Here is a 20,229-nt window from a genome sequence, read left to right as displayed (position 1 = left end):
GATACACGTCGATACACCGGAAAACCGCGCTATTCCGGAGTCCAATCATGCATGTCGACCAAGCACGTCAGTCTCTCGCCTCCTCCCTGGCTATGTTGTATCAGGAGCAGTTCTCCGGTACCTGGCAACCGGACAGCACCAGTAACAGCGGCACGCCCAGCGCAGGTAGCTCGGACAGCAGCGGCGACAGCACTGCCGCGCCCAGCCCCAGCACGGACGTGCAACTGTCGCAGGCCGGGCAACAAGCCGCCAGCGCCAGCCAGACCGGTAGCCAGAACGGGTTGGCCAGTCAGATCAGCCCGGAAGTGGATATTTTCCGCTCCATGATGGAGCAGATGCTGGGCACCAGCATTACCGGCATGCAGTTCACCGGTCAGTTGGCTGAGGGGACCCAGATCGGCATCTCGGGTGGCGCGTCGGGTCATCATGGCCATGGCAGCAATAGCAGCAGTGGCAGCAATGGCAACCTGTACGCTGCCTTTGGCATGGCGCTGAATCTCAGCGGCACTATCACGACTGCGGATGGCCGCACGCTGGGCTTCACTGCATCGATGACGTTGCTTGAGGCCGAATCCTGGTCTGGCGGCACGAATGCCCACGCCAGCAATCCGGACAGTGGCCACCAGCTGCCGTCACTACCCGCGCCCACCCCGGCCCCGTCGACCAGCGGTAGTGGCACCCCCACCAGCAGCAGTAGCGGCAACAGTGGCGTGCCGTCGGTGAACGTGCCTATTCCTTCGGCCAGCCCTGCGCCAGCGCCGACCCCCACCACCAGTTCGCCCACGCCTGCGCCGACCTCGACCGCACCCACACCAACGCCTGCGCCGACATCCTCCACGCCAGCGCCCGCCCCAACCAGCGGGAGCAGCACGGGCAATGGCCAGAACGACTGGCTGGGCTCCTTGTTGCAGTTTGAATCCAGCGCGGTGAGTTTTCTCGTGAACCTGAACGACACCTTGTTCAAGCAAATGAGTGACTGGCTGTCCGCACTAAACGGCGCCACCGTCACGACGAGCAATGCCGGTAGCGGTGATACGTCAGGCCATACAGGCACAACGGGTAACAACGCGGATACCGGTGTGGGCAGCACCAGCACGGCAACCGATGCCAGCGGCACGACAAGCGTCACCATCACCGACGAAAACGGGCTGCATCAACTGGGTACCGGTACCAGTCTGACCAATTACACCCCAACGCCGGCATCCTCCAGCAAAGTGGGCGACACGTATTCCGGCAGCAGTCCGACGCCCAGTTCAGTCAGCGTTTCTGCCTGAAGCCATCCACCAAAGACCAGGTTGCCCCGCCTTATCTGGCGGGGCTTTTGTTTTTCAGTACCTGAATCCGGCAAAAGTTAAAAATTGCCATTACAACGCTTGAGCAGCATCAAAGCGCTCAGGAGTAACATACCAACCCGTCCTCCCGCAGCCATGACAACGCCATGATCATCCGCCCCCACGGCCACTGGATTTCCCTTCTGTTTGTCTGGCGCGGCTCCGTGCTCGGCCGGATTGCGCTGCGGCTTGCTGTGGTGGCCGGCGTGTCCGTGATTGCCGTGCTGGCGCGCGGTTGGTGGTCTTTGGAGCATGCCAATTCATCGCTCAGTATTCCGCCATTCACCCTGATGGGCATCGCACTGGCGATTTTTCTGGGTTTTCGTAACTCGGTCAGCTATGAGCGGTATTGGGAAGCCCGCAAACTCTGGGGCGGCATGCTGGTCGCTGCACGCTCGGTCATCCGCCAGGTGCATGCAGCCGCGCCAGACCACCCTGCGGTGGTCAGATTGGGGCGTGGGCTGGCCGCTTGTACTTATGCGTTACTGGGCCAATTGCGTAATACCGATCAATCGGCCCACATGGCACGCCTGTTGCCGCCAGAAACGCTTGAAAGTGTGGCGCAGTCCCGTTTCAAACCCGCGTTTATCCTGCACTGGCTCGGCACCGAATGTGCGGCGCTCCTGCGTGATGGCACGCTGACTGCATTGCAATATCAGTCCATTGACGAAAATCTGAACAAGCTTTCAGAGATGATCGGCGGTTGCGAGCGTATTGCCAGCACGCCCATTCCATTCAGTTATCGCGTGCTGTTGAACCGGACTGTGACGCTGTATTGCTTGCTGCTACCCATTGGTCTGGCGACGAGCATCGGCTGGCTGACCCCGTTGATTGCGGCGTTTATCGCTTATACCTACATGGCGCTGGATATGATCGGGGAAGAGCTGGAAGATCCATTCGGACTGGAGCCCAACGACCTGCCGCTGGCAGCACTGAGCCATACCATCGAGTCATCGATCATGGATGTCCTGGGCGAGCCCATGACGCAGCCCACGCCGCAGGCTCATCATTTCATCCTGAACTAGGCGTACCGCCCGATCAGCAGGCCGACGGGGTGCGACGAGCGCGGCGCTGCTTGACCTTGTACATGGCCGAATCGGCCTGGCTTAAGGCTTCACTGATGGTGGCCGCAGCCGGGTCGATCGCGATGGCACCCACGCTGGCCCCCGCGTAATCAAACTGGACCTTGCCCGCGCCAACTGTCGCGCGGGTTCTCTCAAACAACCGCAAACCAAAGGCCTCAGCGGCATCGTCGGCTTGTTCACCCGGACGCGGCCCTACGCCCACAGCAACAAACTCATCGCCTCCTACGCGCGCAATGAAATCACCGGCGCGCCGTTGCTGCGCCAATTGCTGTGCGATGGTCTGCAGCAACGCATCACCCGCGTCGTGGCCCCATGTGTCGTTGATCTGTTTAAACCCGTCCAGATCCAGAAAGGCGATCAGTACGCTGCGGGTTTCGCGCTGGGCAATGGCAAACATCCGTGCCAGTTCATCCAGCAAAGCCCGACGATTGGGCAGGCTGGTGAGGGGGTCGGTCAGCGCCATGGCAGACAGTTCGATATTGGCTTCACGCAACTTGTTCAGCAACGACTCTCGCTCGACATGCTGGGCAATCAAGCGCGCAAACAGGTCGATGATCTTGCGGATATCAGGGGTGACTTCGCGCCGACTGGCACTGGCTGCACACAAGGTGCCGTAGAGATTGCCGCCACCGGTCCGGATGGGCGTGGAGAGATAGGTCTGGATACCCAATGCGCGCGCGGCGTCCGAGTCTCCCCAGCAATCACTCACTTCATTGGTAAAACCACGGTTCTCATCCAGCGCCCGCTTGCACAGGGTGTCATTCCAATCCACCGTCAGCCCTTCCGGAATCGCGAAAGTGCTTGATGTATTGCGTGCATACAGAATGTGCTGGAGGCCTTTCTCCAGATCAATCGACGTCAGATAAGTAGATTCCAGCCCGGTCACGGCGTGGAGCATTTCCAGCAATGGCCGGGTCAGTTCTTCCAGTGTCTGTGCACCGGAGACTGAATCAGACAATTTGAGCAGAATCGATTCCATGTTTGCCCCTCCCTGAACTGGCTTCGCTCCAGCGCATGGGCAAATGCGCGGAACCAGTAATCTGGCGATGTTTTTGTCGGTGGCTGGGCGCCGGTTGGTCTGAATCACGCCCCATGTGTTGCGGCAACACCGTAGGACATGTCCGGCTTTTCCCAGATTATGCCGTCAGAATGGTCTGAAGAGGGTGCGGATTTCCCCCGCAATCAGGACATACAGCACAGAGTTTTCGACAATCGGCAGCTTCCGTTGTGTGCAATCTGTTTTCTTCACAATCTGACACCGATTGCAAACCCAAGCGGCCAGAGAAATGCGACACATTCGTCGGTGATACTGCGCAACAAGGCATTGGCGGCATGCAATTGGCGAGCGCGTCGACTACATTGTCAGCTAACCGTATGAATTTTCTGCGCCAGTGACGGTTTTCTGACAGAACCGAAGTGTGGTTTTCTTCCCGGGATTGTGTGTTCATGGCTAGCCTTGCCAGCACCCGTTTTGCCTCTCGCGACAACACAGGCCGCATGCGCATGCTGGTGTTGGTGGCGGCGATCATCCTGGTGACAGGCGGGTTCTTGAGCGGCGTTTACCGCTTTGGCCAGAATCTGAAAACCGAGTATCGCGCCACGGATGAAGCCGGCGCGTTTATCGCGGCCAATCTGGATCATGAACTGGACTTGCGTCGGCAGTACCTGGAAACACTCGCCGATGAAGCCAGTGAACTGCTGAGCGGACGCTATACCCTGAACCTGGATATCACCCGTTATCTGAAGCCCACCGCAGACCAGCAAAGTTATCAGTTGGCGCTGCTGCCTGGTTTTGGCCCTGATGACCAGGGGCTGTTAACAGGTCACGGAGCCCCTCCGGAACATGGCTCGCCCCAAGCGCACGAGATGTCCATGGCGCTCGGTCTGACCCCGATGTTCCGCGCGCTCAAACAGCGCGACGTCCATTTGCCCTGGGTGTATTACCGCTCTGAAGCAGGCTTTGTTTATTTTTATCCCCCGCCCGACATCAAAACCGGCGCGCTGCATTTATATCGGGCGCAAGACCTGGCGGCACGCACTTATACCGAGGCCGGGCCCACGGCGAATCCTGCACGGACCACGGTCTGGAGCGCGGTCTACGATGACACCGCCGGCAAAGGCAAGATCGTGACAGTGAGCAAGCCACTCTACGATCACGGCCAATTCATGGGCGTACTGAGTGTGGATGTCAGGCTGCAAACCCTGGTCGACACGCTCAAAGTGCGTCATATCCGCCATGCAACAGAAAGCCTGGTCGACAAAAGCAACGGGGTGAATCTGCTGCAGCCCGACAATCCCCTGCTACCCGCCGGTGTGCTGGGCGCGGCACGCGGTCAAGCCGTCGGCAGCGGCGATACACGTTATCTGGTGTATCCGCTCAAATCGGCCAATTGGTTGCTGGTGGTTGAGGTGGATCACCATGCCATGCTTTTGCAGGCATTCAGGGTGACGTTGTTACTGGTCGGCGCGACCATTGCATCCATGGGGTGCGTGGTGTTGCTGCTCTTGCTGGTACGCGCCATGCGTGACATGCAGGATATGTCGATCCGTGATGGCCTGACCGGCCTCTTTAACCGGCGTCATTTTGACGATATCGCCCAGCGCGAAGTGGCGCATAGCCAGCGCAATGGCCAATGGCTGGGTATGGCTATCCTGGATATCGACCATTTCAAGAAGTACAACGACTTTTACGGCCACCAGGGGGGCGATCAGACCTTGCAACGCGTCGCCAGCACCTTGCGCAGTACCGTCAAACGCGCCACCGATGGCGTGTTCCGGGTTGGCGGCGAAGAATTCGCCGTACTGGTACAACTGAACGATCCGCGACACCTCGCCGGATTGATGGATAACATTTGCGAGGCGGTGCGTGCGCTAGCCATTGCGCATGAAAAAAGCAGCTGGGGCAAGGTGACCATTTCTTTGGGCGCGACGCTCATCGGCCCAGACAACGCGCTGGCCCTGGATACCGCTTATCGCGAAGCCGATGCCGCGCTGTACGAAGCTAAAACCAGCGGTCGTAACCGGTATATGCTGTCTCCCGCAGCAACACGCTACGCGTCGCAGTCCGAACCCGACGAGGGAGTACAGCATGAGTGAGACAGAACACGCCATCCGGCTCGTACTGGATCAATACAAGCAGCGGGTGTATGCCAAAGATGTCAACGGCGTACTTGCCTTGTACACGCAAGATGTCCGCATCTTCGATGCATGGGCGCACCAGCAGCACGATGGCAAGGCGGCACTGACTGCCATGATCACGCAGTGGTTGACGACACTGGGCGATGTCGTCGTGACCGTGGAGTTCGACGATGTGCGCACGCTGGTAAGCGGTGATCTGGCCGTGGTGCATATGTTTGTGCAATATCGCGGCGATTCGGCAACAACGCACAATGCCATGAAAGACCGGCAAACCTGGGCGTTTCGCCACGGCGCGCAGGGCTGGAAGATCGCGCACGCCCATTCCTCCTTGCCGATGGACCCGGCGACCACCCAAGGTATATTCGGTTAGCCATTGCCCGGTTGCGGGATGGCAATGAACCCACCGGCGACATCGCCGAATGTCTGCACTTGCCCCGCAACCAGATACCGCGCGCTGAGCGCGCAGATTGCGGCGTCGATATCGTCCTGGCTGGTCAGCCGTGCCGGGTTGATCCTGGCTTGTTGCAAGACCTGCAAACGCTGGGCGCGTTTGAGCCTGGCCTCTACGTGCTCGCCAGCCAACAAGGCGCTGGTGATCGCATGCGGGAAGGTCTCAAAGCAGACGGGCGATGTGACGGGTTGCCCCTCCCAGAGCGCATAGTGCGGCGCCAGCGCGGCAAATACGCGCTCCCCATTGAACATCCAGCCGTAGAACCCGGTCACGTTAGCCAACGCTTTGTCGCGGCTGGGCGTGGCAAACACAGACCATCCGGCCCGCGCGAGTTCCCGCTCTGCCCGTCGGGGTTGATCGGGTTGTGCCCAGATGGCGGGCGCATCGATGCCAATGGCGACCGCTTTGTATTCCAGACACACGTCGACCAGCTTTTGCGGGTTCTGGTGATGCGTGTGATGCAGGATGTCCGACCCGCGCAGCACCACCAGATGGCAGCCTTTACGCTCGCCACCCACGTCAATACCGGCGACCACCGGCGCGATATGCAGGGATGCGTTCATGCCTGGCTAACGGAAAAAACAAGACCAAACTGCGCAGCCAGCGCTTTATGCCCGCGCTGCGTCAGCAACAATTGCCGGCTTTCTGGCACGCGCTCCACCCAGTGATGTTGCTCGAAGCCACGCAGCAGCGCGGCCCCGAGTTGCCCGCCCAGATGCGACTGGCGCTCGCTCCAGTCCAGACAACCACAGGCAAAGCGACGGCGGCTGACCGACGGCCACTCGACCCCCAGGTCCATCAGCGCCTGCCGGCCCGACTCGGCAAGTTGATAGCTATCAGGCGCCAGCCAGCCCAGATCAAACAGACGGTCATGCAAAGCCACGGCGACCTCGCCAGCCATGTGGTCGTAACAGGTACGGGCAAAACGCAAATGCTGCGGCGCGCTGGATCGCACACTGCTCATGCGTCCGCCCACAAGGCCCATCAGCGTTTCCAGCGCGCTGGCAACCTCTTTGCTGGCAATCCGGAAGTAACGGTGCCGCCCCTGCGGCAGACATTCCACAAGGCTCTGCTGTGTCAGACGTGCCAGATGGCTGCTGGCCGTCGAGGCGGCAACAGACGTCGCTGCCGCCAGTTCTGTCGCGGTATAGGCTCGGCCATCCATCAGCATGCACAGCATGCCTGCGCGGGTTTTGTCTGCCACCGCAGCGGCCAGGTTGGCCAGACGTTGTTCCAGGTGTGCTTCATCCATGTTTCGATACTAGCCAAAGTGTGCATGGCGATACATCAAACCGCCAGATTGAAGCAGTAGACGGCCAGTTGTCAGCCTGTCATCAGCTTGAAGGCGACGCCTGAGGGGGTGATGCACGACTTCCAAAGCGCCGCTCCGTACCATTGCCCCGATCAAATTTTGACGGAATCACGAGTATGTTCAGGTCTTTGGCGGTGAAGACAGGTTGGCATCTTGCGGTGTTCAGCAGCGCGTTGTTGCTGGCAGCATGCGGTGGTGGTGGCGGGAGTGACACGGCCACCAGTGCGCCCACACCCACGCCCACACCGGCTGCTGCCGCACATTTTGCAGTCAGCAGCCACACGGTCAGTGTGTCGGGTGGCAAGGTGTTTGGTATGGCGGCAAATTTCTTTGACGATCGTTTTGTGCCTGCCGCACCGGTTTCCAACTATGGCTTCCCCAATCCGCTGATCCAGTATGTGAACAACGATGGCAGTCTGGACGTCGCCTGGCTGGATTACACCAGTGGCGGCGCGGTGCCTTCCGCCTCTGGCCTGGCCACGCCGGGCAAGGTATTGATCACCCATATCACGGCAGATCTGAGCAGCAGCACCACCACAGATACCGGTATCCAGACCTATCGCTTGCTGGGCTTTACGCGTGACCCATCCGGCAACTACTACCTGGCATTCAATGTCGACAGCGCGTTCAAGTCTTCCGTGTCTGGCAATGCCAACAATGTGAATGGCAATGAGTTCCATGTTGCGCGCTCTGCCACAGCCAGTTTCACCAACGCGGTCTGGAACACCACCGTCTTTGGCAACAACGACAATACGACCGCCGATAGTCCGGGCAATCCGGGTGAAGCCGGGAGTGGCGTGCTGGGCTTTGACGCAACCAACGGCTATGTCGTGGCGTATGTCTCGCACCAGATGGCCTGGGCGGCAAACAGCACTCGCCATCAAGCCGGCTTGCTGCGCTTGCTGAATGCCAATACCGGCGCTGTTCAAACGCCTACGGGGCAGTTCGATACCTGGCAAGCGGGCTCTGGCTGGTTCTATTCCCACAATTTTGATCAGCGCCTGATTATCGATAACGGCACGTACTACACGCTGGCACATGGTGATGCGTATTCCCGGCAGTTGGGTTTCTCTGCTTTCACGCCTGCGAGCTACCAGAACTTTACGGCCACCGTGTTTGATCAATCGTACTGGACCATTCCAGGTACCGTGGGTGATAACGCGACCAACGCGCAAACCGGTCAGTTCATCAAACTGGCCAATGGCAGTTTCGCCATTGCGCACACCACATCAGATACGCGCAACGCGCGCGATGTCCGCCTTTTGATCGCCAACGGCAGCACCGGGGCGACATCGGCATCGGCCTGGCTGACCAGCAACACCGGCACCACACAAGCAATCATGCCCAAGATTGCACCGTTGCAATCCAGCTTCCTCGTCACGTGGGGCACCTGGGATTCATCCAGCCGCACCAACCACACCGTCAAGTGGTACGCGCAGTTGGTGGATCAAAACCTGAACCCGCTGAACACGCCAACCGCGTTGAGTGGTGTCGAGTTTGTCACCGGCTTGCCACTGTTCACCTTCCCGGCCGGCCCCAACCAGGGTGCGGTGGGTTGGGTATCGGGCAATGCCAATGGCTCGATCACGGTAAACGTGGCTCAGGTCAGCAACTGATTGCACGCACGCTACCCGTGAATGAAAAAGCCCCGGCAAATTTCCGGGGCTTTTTCATCGGTGGGGTTGATTGCACCGGATGCGGCCACTAAGCTACGACGCAAACGGGTACCGCTGATCTCCCCATTCACCTTCTGTTCGGTATAAACGGAGGATGGCAGGAATCATCATGCCCGCTTACGCTTTTGCGTGGTGGATGCTTGTGATCAGCATTGCAGCTGAAGTCACCGGCACCATCGCCCTCAAATACTCCCACGGTTTGTCACGCTGGTTTCCCACCTTGTGCATGGGTGCGTGTTATGCCACCGCTATCTGGCTGATGGGGATTTCCACGCGCGTCATCCCCATCAGCACCGCTTATGCCGTCTGGGCCGTCGCCTGCACGGCGTTGACGGCCGTCATTGGCGTGATCTGGTTTGGCGAGGGCATCAGCCTGATCAAAACGGCAGGGCTGGGCTGCGCCTTGTTCAGCCTGGTATTGCTGAATCTGGCCGACGCAGCAGCCTGAGCATCACCGGGTTACAGCACCATGCCGCCTGAGGCTTCAATCCGCTGACCATTGACCCAGCGCGCGGCATCAGACAACAACGATGCGATCAGCGGGCCGATATCGTCCGGCACACCAGGCCGACCCAATGCAGTCATGCTGGAGACCACCTGGTTGACCTGCGGGTTGTCACGCACGACGCCCCCGCTAAAGTCGGTCTGGATTGCGCCCGGTGCCACCGTATTGGCGGTAATGCCACGCGGGCCCAGTTCTTTGGCCAGATAACGGGTCAACACTTCTACCGCGCCTTTCATGGCCGCGTAGGGGCCGCTTTCTGGTACGGAAAAACGGGTCAGGCCAGACGAGATATTGATAATGCGGCCCCCGTCGTTCATCAGCGGCAGCAGCTTTTGCGTGAGGAAAAACACGCCTTTGACATGCACGTTGTACAACCCGTCCAGCTCTTCTTCCGTGGTTTTCTCAATGCTGGCGTGATGCGAGGTGCCGGCATTGTTGACCAGATAATCAAAGCGGCTTGCGCCTAACTGGCTGAGTGCTTGTCTGGCTTGCGCCACAAAGCCATCAAACGCTGCGGTATTGCCGGTATCCAGTTGCAGCGCAATGGCTTTGACACCCAAAGCAGCGGCTTCGGCCACGACTTCATCGGCCTGAGTTTGGGCGCTGTTCCAGGTAAAAATGATCTGCACACCGCGCTGAGCCAACGCCAGCACGGTACTGCGGCCCAGCCCGCGGCTGCCCCCGGTCACGATTGCCACTTTTTGAATTTGGGTATTCGGTGTCACTTGCGTCATGGTTTACTCCAGAACGTTGATTTACCGACACAGATTACGCCGGCGCGCTTTGATGGTGTATGCCGGATGCAAGCCAATTCTTGCCTGATCCTGCTTTGCACCTTATGCTGGGTTGCTGAAAAAGGAAGGCAAAGATCATGCAGATGCGGCAACTGGCCGATGCGGTCAATCACTATATGGACAGCTACGGCAACGGCCAGAGCCCGTTTTTCACCGCCGTGCCGGGCCTGATTTTGCTGCGTGCAACGCAAGAGCATCACCCCACGCATTTGATCCATTCCCCCGCCTTGTGCGTGGTGATTCAGGGCGCCAAGTGGACCACCTTCGGCAACGCCCGTTACGACTACGCGGCCGGCGAAGCCTTGCTGGTCAGTCTGGATATGCCCGGCTTTAGCCAGGTGGCCCAGGGCAATCCGGATACCCCCTACCTGAGCGCGGTGATCGGGCTGGATGCAGGCATCCTCAGCCAGGTCCTGGCAGAACTGGAGCACCCGCCCACCCCGCCAGTCGACGCCACCCCGGGCGCAGCCGTGACCCGGATCGAGGGCCCGCTGGCCGATTGCACCTTGCGCGCGATGCGGCTGATCGACAACCCCGCGGCGATCCCGGTGCTTTACCCTGCCATCATGAAAGAAATCTGCTATTGGCTGCTGACCGGCCCGCACGGTAGCGCGCTGGCGCGGCTGGCATTGGGAAGTGGTAACGCGCCCAATGTCATCAACGCAATTCATCACCTGCGCCACCACTTCGCACGGGCCATCAGCGTTGAGGAACTCGCTGCGGTGGCCGGCTTGAGTGCCTCGGCATTTCATCGCCACTTCAAGGCGCTGACCGCCATGTCACCCCTGCAGTACCAGAAGCGGATGCGCCTGCTGCAGGCCCGCAAGCTGATGATTGTCGATGCCGCCAATGCCGAGGAGGCGGCATTCCAGGTCGGTTATGAGAGTGCATCACAGTTCAGCCGCGAATATGCCCGCATGTTTGGGCAACCACCGCGGCGCGACATCACGGCATTGCGCACCGAAGCGCGCCGGGTGGTCGAAATGGCGGGCTGACAGAGGGGAAGGTCTATGGCTGAGCTAAGTTGTGCCGGCCAGACTGCGGACCTTGTCCTCTTTGTAATGACCGGCAATGCTGCCGCCCCCTGCCATGACTCAACATACACAACACCCGCTGGTTAAAGTCCCGGAAGTCACCCTTTTATTCTGGATTATCAAGATTGCCGCCACGACCCTGGGAGAAACCGGGGGCGACGCGGTATCCATGTCGATGAATCTGGGCTATCTGGTCGGCACCGCTATTTTTGCAGTGATCTTTCTGGTTGCCGTAACGGCGCAGATCCGGGCAAAACAATTCCGCCCCATGTTGTACTGGACCACCATCATCGCCACCACCACAGTGGGCACCACTCTGGCCGACTTTGCCGACCGCTCGCTGGGCATCGGTTACGCCGGTGGTTCCAGCCTGCTGCTGGCGTTACTGTTGCTGTCACTCTTCGTGTGGCACCGGGTCATGGGATCGGTGTCGGTCAGCACGATCAGTTCTCCCAAAGCCGAAGCGTTCTACTGGGTTACCATCATGTTTTCGCAAACGCTGGGTACCGCGCTGGGCGACTGGATGGCCGATACCGCTGGCTTTGGGTATACCGGTGCGGCGATTGTCTTTGGCGGCTTGCTGGCCCTGGTGATCGCGGCGTATTACTGGACACGCATTTCACACACGGTACTGTTCTGGATGGCCTTTATCCTGACCCGCCCACTAGGTGCCGTGGTCGGAGACTTCCTGGATAAACCCCTCAACGCGGGCGGACTGGCGCTGAGCCGTTATGCGGCCTCAGGGAGCTTGCTGGTGTTCATCACCGTGTGCGTATTGTTATTCCGGCAACGGCCAGCGCGCGCCAGGCACTAAGCCAGGAGGATTAAGGCAAGATCGCCGCCGCTGCATCGGCTGCGGCCAGCATCTCTGCCTGGTTGCGGCCGCATTTACCCAGCACGCGTAATCCTTCCAGCACACTCAGTAGCGCTAGCGTGAGGGTGTGCGCATCAGCATCAGCCGCGATCGAACCATCTGCCATCCCTTCTTCAATCAGCCCACGCAGCAGCGCTTCAGAACCCTGCAGTGTACTCACCACGTGTGCGGCCAGATCGGCATCAAACGTGCTGATTTCCACCACGCTGCCTACCACCAGACAACCATCCCGCCCCTCCTCGCCATGCGCGGCTTGCGCATAAAACTGCAGCATGGCGCGGACTTTCTCGCGCCCATTGGGCGCAGCCGCCAGCAGGGGCGCCATGATCTGTCTGCGTTGCGTCGTGTAGCGATCCAGAGTTGCGACAAATACGGCACGCTTGTCCGCAAAGGCTTTGTAGATACTGCCAGGGGTTAACTGCATGGCCGCGCCCAGATCGCTGATTGAGGTCGCATGGTAACCGCGCTGCCGGAATACCCGCACAGCACGATCCAGCGCGGTATCTACATCAAACTCTCTGGGGCGGCCTGCATTGCGCGGCCGGTTTTTTGAGGGGTGTCCAGTCATCGGCCCATTATAGGAAACGGTCATTTCCTAAACAACGTGGGCGGCTGGCCGGTTACATGCTGTCGGGCGCGACAGGCAGCCCTTCAATTTTCCAGCGCAACATGCCACCGGCCAGATTGGCCACTTGCTCAAATCCTGCCTTGGCCAGCAGCACGCTGGCCTGTGCGGAACGAATGCCAGAGCGGCATACGGCGACAACCGGGCGCGCACGATCCAGTTCAGCCTGGCGCGCGGTCAGTTGTGACAACGGGATCAGCATCGCACCCGCCAGGTGTCCAAGGCGATCAATAAACTCCGGTGCCTCGCGGACATCCACAATCTGGACGTTAGCAACATGCTCCAGCAATGCCAGTGGTTCGATCTCCCAGACACCGCTAAAACGCAATGTCAGCGGCGCCCAGTCTGGCGTCGGCGGTAACGGGGTATCGCCTTCGGGCTGGCCGCAACGCAAGTTGGCTGGCACGGCCACTGCGATCAGTTTGGGGTGCGGCAGATTGAGGTTGTTCATGTGACCGGCAAAGTCGCCCAGATCCGCATCGCCGCCCAAGCGGGGGTTAAAGCGCCGTTCCTCAGCCACGCTGGTTACGGTAATACCGCGATAGTCGTGAGCTGGATACAGCAAGCAGTCATCCGGCAGTGTCAGGATCTGTTCGCGGACCGAAGCAAACAACTGCTCTGGACTACCACCTTGAAAATCAGTCCGCCCACAGCCGCGAATCAGCAGGCTATCGCCGGTGAATGCCATGCTTTCGTCATCCAGCACATAAGTCAGACACCCGCTCGTGTGGCCAGGCGTGGCGCGCACGGTCAGGTAACGTCCGCCGAAGTCAATGCGGTCACCGTGCCGCAACGGCCGGTCAACGCCGCTGGCGCCAGCGGAGGCTGACAGCCCGATATGGCTACCACTCCGCTGATTCAGTCGCCACGCGCCGGTGACATGATCGGCATGCACGTGCGTATCCAGGCTTGCCAGCAGGCGCAACCCAAGTTCCTGTAACAGAGCCAGATCACGTGGCACTTGCTCATAAACCGGATCAATCAGCACGGCCTGGCCGGCATCACCCAGCAGATAGGTATAGGTGGATGAAACCGGATCAAAAAGCTGGCGGAAAATCATGATGTCACCCCGCAAGAATCCAGCACAGCAGCAACCGGCCACCGTGCTGTTGTGCGTGCTTAACCAGGTTGTTTGGTGGTACGCAGATAAGGCTTGATGGTCTTGAAACCGGGGAAGTTTTGTTCCGCTTCTTCGTTGCTCACGGCGGGCGTGATGATCACGTCTTCACCGTGCTTCCAGTTCACCGGCGTCGCCACCTTGTGTTTGGCGGTCAGTTGCATGGAATCGAGCACGCGCAGGATTTCATCAAAGTTGCGGCCGGTGGTCATGGGGTAGGTCAGCATCAATTTGATGCGCTTGTCCGGGCTGATGATGAACACCGAGCGCACGGTGGCATTGGTGGCGGCGGTGCGGCCTTCGGCCCCGCCGGCTTCATCCGCTGGCAGCATGTTGTAAAGCTTGGCCACGTTCAGATCGGTATCACCAATCATCGGGTATTTCACGGCCGCACCCTGGGTTTCTTCAATGTCAGCGGCCCACTTTTCGTGGTTTTCCACGGCATCGACCGACAGACCAATCAGCTTGGTATTGCGGCGAGTGAATTCCGGCTCGATTTTGGCCATGTAGCCCAGTTCAGTGGTGCAAACCGGCGTGAAATCTTTGGGGTGAGAAAACAGGATGGCCCACTGGTCGCCAATCCAGGCATGAAAATCAATGATGCCGTGCGTGGTCCGCGCGGTGAAGTTCGGGGCGATATCGTTGATGCGCAGTGACATGATGCGTGCTCCTGTGGAACCGGTTGAAAGGCTGACGAGAGACCCGTCCTGGATCTGGTCGGAAGTATCCGGCAGGAGCTTGCAAAAACTTGGTGATAAAAATCACCAAGCTTTCACAAATTGACAAATTTTTTCAAAGCCGGGGTATCAAGCACGCAAACCTGCCCCCGTTCCAGTTGCACCCAGCCGCGGTTTTCAAAGTCTTTCAAAAGCCGGCTGACCAGTTCGCGAAAACTTCCCAGCTCATCGGCAATGGCCTGATGAGTCAACTCAATGGGCGATTCGCGCGAAATCAAAAACGCCGCCAGACGTTGATCCAGTTTCTGGAATGCCACGGCGGTCACAAGGTTCATCAACTCTGTCAGCCGCTCCGAAAAACGGTTGAACACCTGGTTGCGGAACACTTCCAGCTGCTCGAACAATTGCTTGAAACTGCCAGGCGGCAGCACCACCAGTTCCAGCTCATCCTGCACCACTCCACGTGCCTGATAGGGCGCATGAGACAACAGGCAACTGCTGGTCAGGATGCACGTCTCGCCGGGCAGCACGTGGTACAGGTACAGATCACGCCCGCTTGGCGATGATTTGATCACCCGGGCGCTACCAGACAGCAACAGCGGAAAGCCCATGCAGGGCTGGTTCTCGTCAAACATGAGTGCACCATCGGGCACCCTCATATACGTGGCGTTGGCGAAGAGTTTGTCGCGATCTGCGGCCGGCAGCTCGCCCAGCAAAGGGTAGAGCGCCAACACACGCGACTGGATGTCCGGACTGATCAAAGCATCACCTTCAGTAAACTGTCAGCACAGGATTTACGCCTTCTGCGCATTCAACTCTCATTATGTGACACGTCGATACGTTGGCGGGTCCGCATGCCCACATCATAAATGTTGAAGCTGTTCATGGTGCGGCCATACAAATGCAAACTCACCGCCCGCCCTCTTCCCGACGGGACGCCGGTGACGTGAATATGGTCTGGATTGGGCACGAAACTCGTCACCGCGCCGCGCCCCAGCAACAAGGTGCCACCCCGGGCCAGATCGATGTCTTCGTCGGCATGTCGATCCGGCGAGAGCCGCACATAACTGCGCTCCTCCAGCACGCCCTCGACTACGCCGACCACGCCCCAGCTGCCGTGGTCATGCACCGGCGTCCACTGCCCGGGCAGCCACACCAGCGCATACAAAGACAGGCCGGCATCCGGCGCATTGTAGATGAGGTTGCGGGTGTAACTGGCGGGGTCACTACGAAAATGCTGAGGCTCCAGGAAGGAGCCCGCATGTTCAATCAAGTCCAGCATCAGCGGTGCCAATGCCAGCACACAGTCAGCCGGTTCTGGCTGATCGTGACTGCACTGACTGGCTTGATGAATGAAGGATTCCAGAGCAAAAGTCGTCATGGCGTATTCACGGTGATTGAGGCCAACCGGACCGCAACAGGCTGCGAGCCCGGACCAGGCGTGCTGTAGCGCTCAGCCTGGTATAAACCTCAATGACAATCAAATACCACATCACGCACGTGGTTTTTATGCCTTGGCCTGCGCCAACAATTTCTGGATTTCGGCTTCGGTGTCTGCGTAGTTGCCTTCGCCCACGGCGTGATAAACCACCTTGCCCTGAGCGTCGATCAGATAAATCGCAGGCCAGAACTGGTTTTGCCAGGCGTTCCAGGTGGCGTAGTCATTATCTTGTGCCACGGGGTAATGAATACCGTAACGCTTGATCGCGTCTTGCAGGTTGTTGCTGGAGGCCTCGTATGGATATTCCGGCGTGTGCACTCCGACCACCACCAGCCCCTGATCCTTGTACTTCTCATACCATTGCTTCACATATGGCAGCGTATGAATGCAGTTGATGCAGGAGTAAGTCCAGAAATCGACCAGCACCACCTTGCCCCGCAGCTTGTTCAACGTCAGCGGCGGTGAGTTGATCCATTGGTTGATCCCGGTGAACTCTGGAGCTGCGCTATTGCTGGCTACAGTCTGGCCAGAGGCACTGGCGCCAGAGGCAATCACAAACGCGCCAATCAGGCTGGCGGTCAGCGCGGCAATGCAGATAAATGTACGCATGATGGTTCCCCTTATGGGTTGGAACGCAACGGGCAGCGGCATGGATGAACACCGCGCCCGGGCGTCACAGCAGGTCTGACTTGTGATCAGGCCAGCAAAAGCTCGATGTGGATGTTGTTACGCAAGGCCTTGGAATACGGGCAAATCTGGTGGGCCCCGTCGACCACGGCACGCGCGGTTTCAGCATCAATGCCCGGCAGGCTGACGGTCAGACGGGCTTGCAGAAAGAACTCATCCGCAGCCGTGCCCAGATCAATCTCGGTATGCAAAGACACATCTGCCGGCAGCTTCACTTGCAGCTTGGCCGCAGCGCGATTCATGGCGCCAATAAAGCATGCAGACCAGCCGGCAGCCAGCAGTTGCTCCGGATTGGTACCCGCGCCCTTGCTACCCGGCGGCGAGAGCTTGATATCGAGGCGAGCATCATCGCTCTGCGCCTGGCCTTCGCGGCCGCCGGTGACGTTGACCTTGGCGGTGTACAGCACGTTTTCGATACGAGTCATGAGTTTCTCCTTGATGCACTGATGGTTGGCTGGTGGTTTGTTCCGGCCCGGTTGTGCCTGAACACGGAACCCATTTAACCCGCCCGATGTATCGGCGATGTAGCCATTTGGGCCGGGTTGCGCATGCAACTGTGTACAGCGCGCGCTTTACTACAAAACCCTACAAATCTGTTTGCGCCTCGTACGCTGACCGGGTCAGCGTGCATTGGGTGTTGCCCCTGAACACGGGCGGCGGCGCGGCAAAAAGAAAGCACCACACGGGTGCTTTCCGGGTATGGCAATGCCTGAGGATCAGAAGCGATCCACGTCTTCAATGGCTTTGACGAACGCGGCGGGCGCTTCTTGCGGCAGGTTGTGGCCAATGCCGCCATTGACCTGGCGATGTTCATATTTGCCGGTAAAACGCTTGGCATACGCGGCGGGTGCCGGGTGCGGAGCACCGTTGGCATCGCCTTCCAGCGTGATGGTCGGCACGGTAATGGCCGGGAAGGCAGCCAGCTTTTGTTCGATGGCATCGAACCTGGCTTCACCCTGGGCCAGACCCTGGCGCCAGCGGTAGTTCTGGATCGTCAACGCCACGTGATCCGGGTTATCGAAGGCCTTGGCAGAACGGTTGTAGGTCGCGTCGTCAAATTTCCACTGTGGCGATGCGGTCTGCCAGATCAGGCGATCAAAGTCATGGGTGTATTTGGCGTAGCCGGCTTCGCCGCGTGGAGTAGAGAAGTAAAACTGGTACCACCATTGCAGTTCAGCGGCAGGCGGCAGCGGTGCCTTGTTCACTTCCTGGCTGCCGATCAGATAACCGCTGACCGACACCAGCGCCCGGGTGCGTTCCGGCCACAGCGCGGCGACGATGTCTGCCGTGCGGCCACCCCAGTCATAACCGCCCAGAATGGCCTTGTCGATGTGCAGTGCATCCATGAAGTCGATCACATCGGTCGCCAGCGCGGCCTGCTGGGCATTGCGCGGGGTATCTGCCGAGAGGAAATGCGTGGTGCCAAAGCCGCGCAGATACGGCACGTAGACGTGGTAACCCGCCGCCGCGAGAGCCGGGGCAACATCGACATAGCTGTAGATGTCATACGGCCAGCCGTGCAGCAAAATCACCGGCTTGCCATCCTTGGGGCCGTCTTCGGCGTAGCCGACATCCAGCACGCCAGCCTTGATGTGCTTGAGCGAGGCAAATTCGGTGTGTGCACCCGGGACAATGGGGTCGGCCGCAAGGGCCGGTTGCGCCAGCGAAATACCGGCAAGCGCGGCGGCAACAAGGCCATAACGCAATTGGCTAAAAACATTGGACATGACGTTTTTCCTTTGAAGTATGAAAACAAGGCGCGAGTGTCACCTGACCCACTGCGCAGGTGGCCTGCGGGGGCTTCGGTCATTAACGTAAATGAAAAAAACAGGCCTGGTTCGGGGCTTACCCGGATGGGTGGGACTGGGTATCACCCGGAAAGCGGAGTCTTGCCTCTACTCCACCTTCAGGGCGGTTTTGCAGGGTTAAAACGGCGTTCATGGCCTGGCTTAATTGCCGGGCAATGGCCAGCCCCAGACCCGTGCCTCCGGTCTCGCGGTTACGCGATCCTTCAAGCCGGAAAAAGGGCTGGAATACGGCCTCAAGCTGGTCAGCCGGAATGCCCGGGCCGTTATCGCACACGCTGACAATCACATCAGCGCCATCCCGGGCAACGGCAACCGTTGCGTCGCCACCGTATTTGAGTGCGTTATCAATCAGATTACCCACCACGCGCTTGAGCGCTTGCGGCCGCGTAACGATCTTGGTGCCGATACTGCCCGCCAGCGTTACGGGCTGACCGGCGTCCTGATAGTCGTACACCATGCTGCTCAAGAGCGCGTCCGGATCAATGCGTACTGGCGGTTCATTCACGCCTTGCAACGTACGGGCGTAGGTCACGCCCTCTTTCACCAGCGACTGCATCTCGGTCAGGTCTTTATTGAGTTTGTCGCGCAGTGCGGGGTCGTCCAGCAAGTCCGCGCGGACCCGCATACGGGTGATGGGTGTTTGTAAATCGTGTGAGATCGCCGCCAGAATCTGCACGCGTTCAGCCATGTATTGCGCAATTCGCGTCTGCATGGCGTTAAAGGCGCGGGCAGCACGGACCACCTCGCTGGAGCCGGTTTCCGGCAGTTGCACCGCTTTCAGATCAGGGCCCAGCGTATCTGCTGCTGCGGCGAGTTTTTCCAGCGGCTGCGTCACAAGGCGCACGCCCATCCATACGGCGGCGGCGATCAAGATCAGCTGCGTGATCAGTACCAGCGGCAACCAGGCCGGAATCGCCAGCGGCGCAGGGATCATATCGATCGTCAGCGCGGTGCCATCATGCAAAGTCACATGCGCCTGCACACGATCCCGACTACCGGGTACTTTGCTTGCAGTCACGCTGTAATGTTGGCCAATGGCATCCACAAACGCCGCGGCAATGCGGCGGGATAACACAGTGTCCGGTGCGCCGCCAGAGAGCCCCTGACCCAATTCAAACTGGTATGTGCGACGCTCCAGGCGTGGCAACCACGCTGCGCGCTCAGCCGCTGGCAGGCGGTCAAGCAAGGCGACAGAACTGGCCACATCTTTTTCCAGATAGCCCAGCATCATGTCGGTGGTGGCCGCGCCGCGTTCACGCATGATCAACACGTAAGTGAGGCCATGCGCCAGCAACAGGCCGCCCAGAAAAATCAGCGAGAGGCGGGTAAACATGGCGCGAGGCCAGCGGGCGCCGGTTTGGGTCGTGGTCATTTGGGTTGCCGGTTCTTGCGTGAGGTACTGTTGGTAATCAACTGGCACTGCACCGGAAAAACCGTTTCCACGATGGCAGTACAAGCCAGAAAAGAAAGCAGCAGCAAACAGCGTTTCATGTGGGTCTCCTGGCCGGTGGGCTGCTTTGATCACGGTGATTTCAGGCTTGCCCATGGCGCGCTCCAGTGGTTCACGCTCTCTTTATACCCAGCCTCAAAAACCGCTTTGTATGACAATGTATATACGCACCCACAGCACACAAAACATTTCACTTGCTGCTGTTTTTTCGCTGTTTTGCCCTG

At 59.2% G+C, this 20,229-nt stretch carries 22 protein-coding genes; 8 read left to right on the top strand and 14 right to left on the bottom strand.

Translation table 11 applies throughout. The annotated features are described in order from the left end of the window. Window positions 1–47 precede the first annotated feature (47 nt). Window positions 48–1,274 carry a hypothetical protein gene (locus IEX44_RS19860; RefSeq protein WP_188698341.1) on the top strand — a complete coding sequence of 409 codons (1,227 nt, stop codon included), beginning with the start codon at window positions 48–50 and terminating at the stop codon, window positions 1,272–1,274. Window positions 1,275–1,438: 164 nt separating this feature from the next. Next, window positions 1,439–2,356 (top strand): bestrophin family protein, encoded by a 918-nt coding sequence (locus IEX44_RS19855; protein ID WP_188698338.1) that lies wholly within the window; start codon window positions 1,439–1,441, stop codon window positions 2,354–2,356. 13 nt (window positions 2,357–2,369) lie between these two features. Here IEX44_RS19855 and IEX44_RS19850 read toward each other — a convergent pair whose 3' ends face one another. Further along, window positions 2,370–3,395, bottom strand: coding sequence for a sensor domain-containing diguanylate cyclase (locus IEX44_RS19850; RefSeq protein ID WP_188698337.1), 1,026 nt, complete (start codon window positions 3,393–3,395; stop codon window positions 2,370–2,372). 467 nt (window positions 3,396–3,862) lie between these two features. On the opposite strand from IEX44_RS19850, the gene IEX44_RS19845 reads away from it, so the two are divergent. Together IEX44_RS19845 and IEX44_RS19840 are read left to right on the top strand one after the other, a co-directional pair. Next, on the top strand, window positions 3,863–5,512 hold the full coding sequence (locus tag IEX44_RS19845; RefSeq protein WP_188698335.1) for a sensor domain-containing diguanylate cyclase: 1,650 nt from the start codon (window positions 3,863–3,865) through the stop codon (window positions 5,510–5,512). Beyond that, a complete protein-coding gene (locus IEX44_RS19840) occupies window positions 5,505–5,924 on the top strand; it encodes a YybH family protein (protein ID WP_188698333.1) in 420 nt (139 codons plus the stop codon). The genes IEX44_RS19845 and IEX44_RS19840 overlap by 8 nt, the downstream gene beginning before the upstream one ends. Here IEX44_RS19840 and IEX44_RS19835 read toward each other — a convergent pair. Both IEX44_RS19835 and IEX44_RS19830 read right to left on the bottom strand, forming a co-directional pair. After that, a complete protein-coding gene (locus tag IEX44_RS19835) occupies window positions 5,921–6,568 on the bottom strand; it encodes a DUF429 domain-containing protein (RefSeq protein WP_188698331.1) in 648 nt (215 codons plus the stop codon). The genes IEX44_RS19840 and IEX44_RS19835 overlap by 4 nt on opposite strands. Next, a complete protein-coding gene (locus IEX44_RS19830; protein WP_188698329.1) occupies window positions 6,565–7,257 on the bottom strand; it encodes an ArsR/SmtB family transcription factor in 693 nt (230 codons plus the stop codon). The genes IEX44_RS19835 and IEX44_RS19830 overlap by 4 nt, the downstream gene beginning before the upstream one ends. 176 nt (window positions 7,258–7,433) lie before the next feature. Between IEX44_RS19830 and IEX44_RS19825 the strand changes: the two genes are divergently transcribed. Both IEX44_RS19825 and IEX44_RS19820 read left to right on the top strand, forming a co-directional pair. Next, entirely contained in the window at window positions 7,434–8,933 is a 1,500-nt protein-coding gene (locus tag IEX44_RS19825) for a hypothetical protein (RefSeq protein ID WP_188698327.1), read from the top strand. A 169-nt stretch (window positions 8,934–9,102) separates the two neighbouring features. Then, window positions 9,103–9,441, top strand: a complete 339-nt coding sequence (locus IEX44_RS19820) for a DMT family transporter (RefSeq protein ID WP_188698325.1) — start codon at window positions 9,103–9,105, stop codon at window positions 9,439–9,441. Between the two features lie 11 nt (window positions 9,442–9,452). On the opposite strand, the gene IEX44_RS19815 is transcribed toward IEX44_RS19820, so the two are convergent. Further along, window positions 9,453–10,232, bottom strand: coding sequence for an SDR family NAD(P)-dependent oxidoreductase (locus tag IEX44_RS19815; protein WP_188698323.1), 780 nt, complete (start codon window positions 10,230–10,232; stop codon window positions 9,453–9,455). A 137-nt stretch (window positions 10,233–10,369) separates the two neighbouring features. On the opposite strand from IEX44_RS19815, the gene IEX44_RS19810 reads away from it, so the two are divergent. Next, window positions 10,370–11,287, top strand: coding sequence for an AraC family transcriptional regulator (locus tag IEX44_RS19810; RefSeq protein WP_229679353.1), 918 nt, complete (start codon window positions 10,370–10,372; stop codon window positions 11,285–11,287). A 94-nt stretch (window positions 11,288–11,381) separates the two neighbouring features. Further along, window positions 11,382–12,140, top strand: a complete 759-nt coding sequence (locus tag IEX44_RS19805) for a COG4705 family protein (RefSeq protein ID WP_188698320.1) — start codon at window positions 11,382–11,384, stop codon at window positions 12,138–12,140. A gap of 10 nt (window positions 12,141–12,150) precedes the next feature. Here IEX44_RS19805 and IEX44_RS19800 read toward each other — a convergent pair whose 3' ends face one another. The 10 genes from IEX44_RS19800 to IEX44_RS21210 all read right to left on the bottom strand — a co-directional run bounded on the left by IEX44_RS19800 (window position 12,151) and on the right by IEX44_RS21210 (window position 20,046). Further along, window positions 12,151–12,768, bottom strand: a complete 618-nt coding sequence (locus IEX44_RS19800) for a TetR/AcrR family transcriptional regulator (protein ID WP_188698431.1) — start codon at window positions 12,766–12,768, stop codon at window positions 12,151–12,153. A 52-nt stretch (window positions 12,769–12,820) separates the two neighbouring features. Next, entirely contained in the window at window positions 12,821–13,885 is a 1,065-nt protein-coding gene (locus IEX44_RS19795; protein WP_188698317.1) for an MBL fold metallo-hydrolase, read from the bottom strand. 59 nt (window positions 13,886–13,944) lie between these two features. Next, a complete protein-coding gene (locus tag IEX44_RS19790; RefSeq protein WP_188698315.1) occupies window positions 13,945–14,601 on the bottom strand; it encodes a peroxiredoxin in 657 nt (218 codons plus the stop codon). A 113-nt stretch (window positions 14,602–14,714) separates the two neighbouring features. Beyond that, complete coding sequence (locus IEX44_RS19785; protein ID WP_188698313.1) at window positions 14,715–15,380, bottom strand: Crp/Fnr family transcriptional regulator; 666 nt, start codon at window positions 15,378–15,380, stop codon at window positions 14,715–14,717. A 50-nt stretch (window positions 15,381–15,430) separates the two neighbouring features. After that, entirely contained in the window at window positions 15,431–16,000 is a 570-nt protein-coding gene (locus IEX44_RS19780) for a cysteine dioxygenase family protein (RefSeq protein WP_188698310.1), read from the bottom strand. 126 nt (window positions 16,001–16,126) lie between these two features. Beyond that, the gene (locus tag IEX44_RS19775) at window positions 16,127–16,669 is read right to left on the bottom strand and encodes a thioredoxin family protein (protein WP_188698307.1); all 543 of its coding nucleotides are present in this window, start codon (window positions 16,667–16,669) and stop codon (window positions 16,127–16,129) included. An 86-nt stretch (window positions 16,670–16,755) separates the two neighbouring features. Next, complete coding sequence (locus tag IEX44_RS19770) at window positions 16,756–17,172, bottom strand: organic hydroperoxide resistance protein (RefSeq protein ID WP_188698304.1); 417 nt, start codon at window positions 17,170–17,172, stop codon at window positions 16,756–16,758. 291 nt (window positions 17,173–17,463) lie between these two features. Continuing rightward, complete coding sequence (locus tag IEX44_RS19765) at window positions 17,464–18,474, bottom strand: alpha/beta fold hydrolase (protein ID WP_188698301.1); 1,011 nt, start codon at window positions 18,472–18,474, stop codon at window positions 17,464–17,466. 118 nt (window positions 18,475–18,592) lie between these two features. Further along, entirely contained in the window at window positions 18,593–19,927 is a 1,335-nt protein-coding gene (locus IEX44_RS19760; protein WP_188698298.1) for an ATP-binding protein, read from the bottom strand. Continuing rightward, window positions 19,924–20,046: a hypothetical protein gene (locus IEX44_RS21210; RefSeq protein ID WP_268238911.1), complete on the bottom strand. Its 123-nt coding sequence runs from the start codon at window positions 20,044–20,046 to the stop codon at window positions 19,924–19,926. The genes IEX44_RS19760 and IEX44_RS21210 overlap by 4 nt, the downstream gene beginning before the upstream one ends. Between the last annotated feature and the right edge of the window lie 183 nt (window positions 20,047–20,229).

Source organism: Silvimonas amylolytica (assembly GCF_014645555.1).
Taxonomy (GTDB): domain Bacteria; phylum Pseudomonadota; class Gammaproteobacteria; order Burkholderiales; family Chitinibacteraceae; genus Silvimonas; species Silvimonas amylolytica.
Note: the sequence above shows the minus strand (reverse complement) of the source record. Positions and strands in the feature narration are given on the sequence as shown.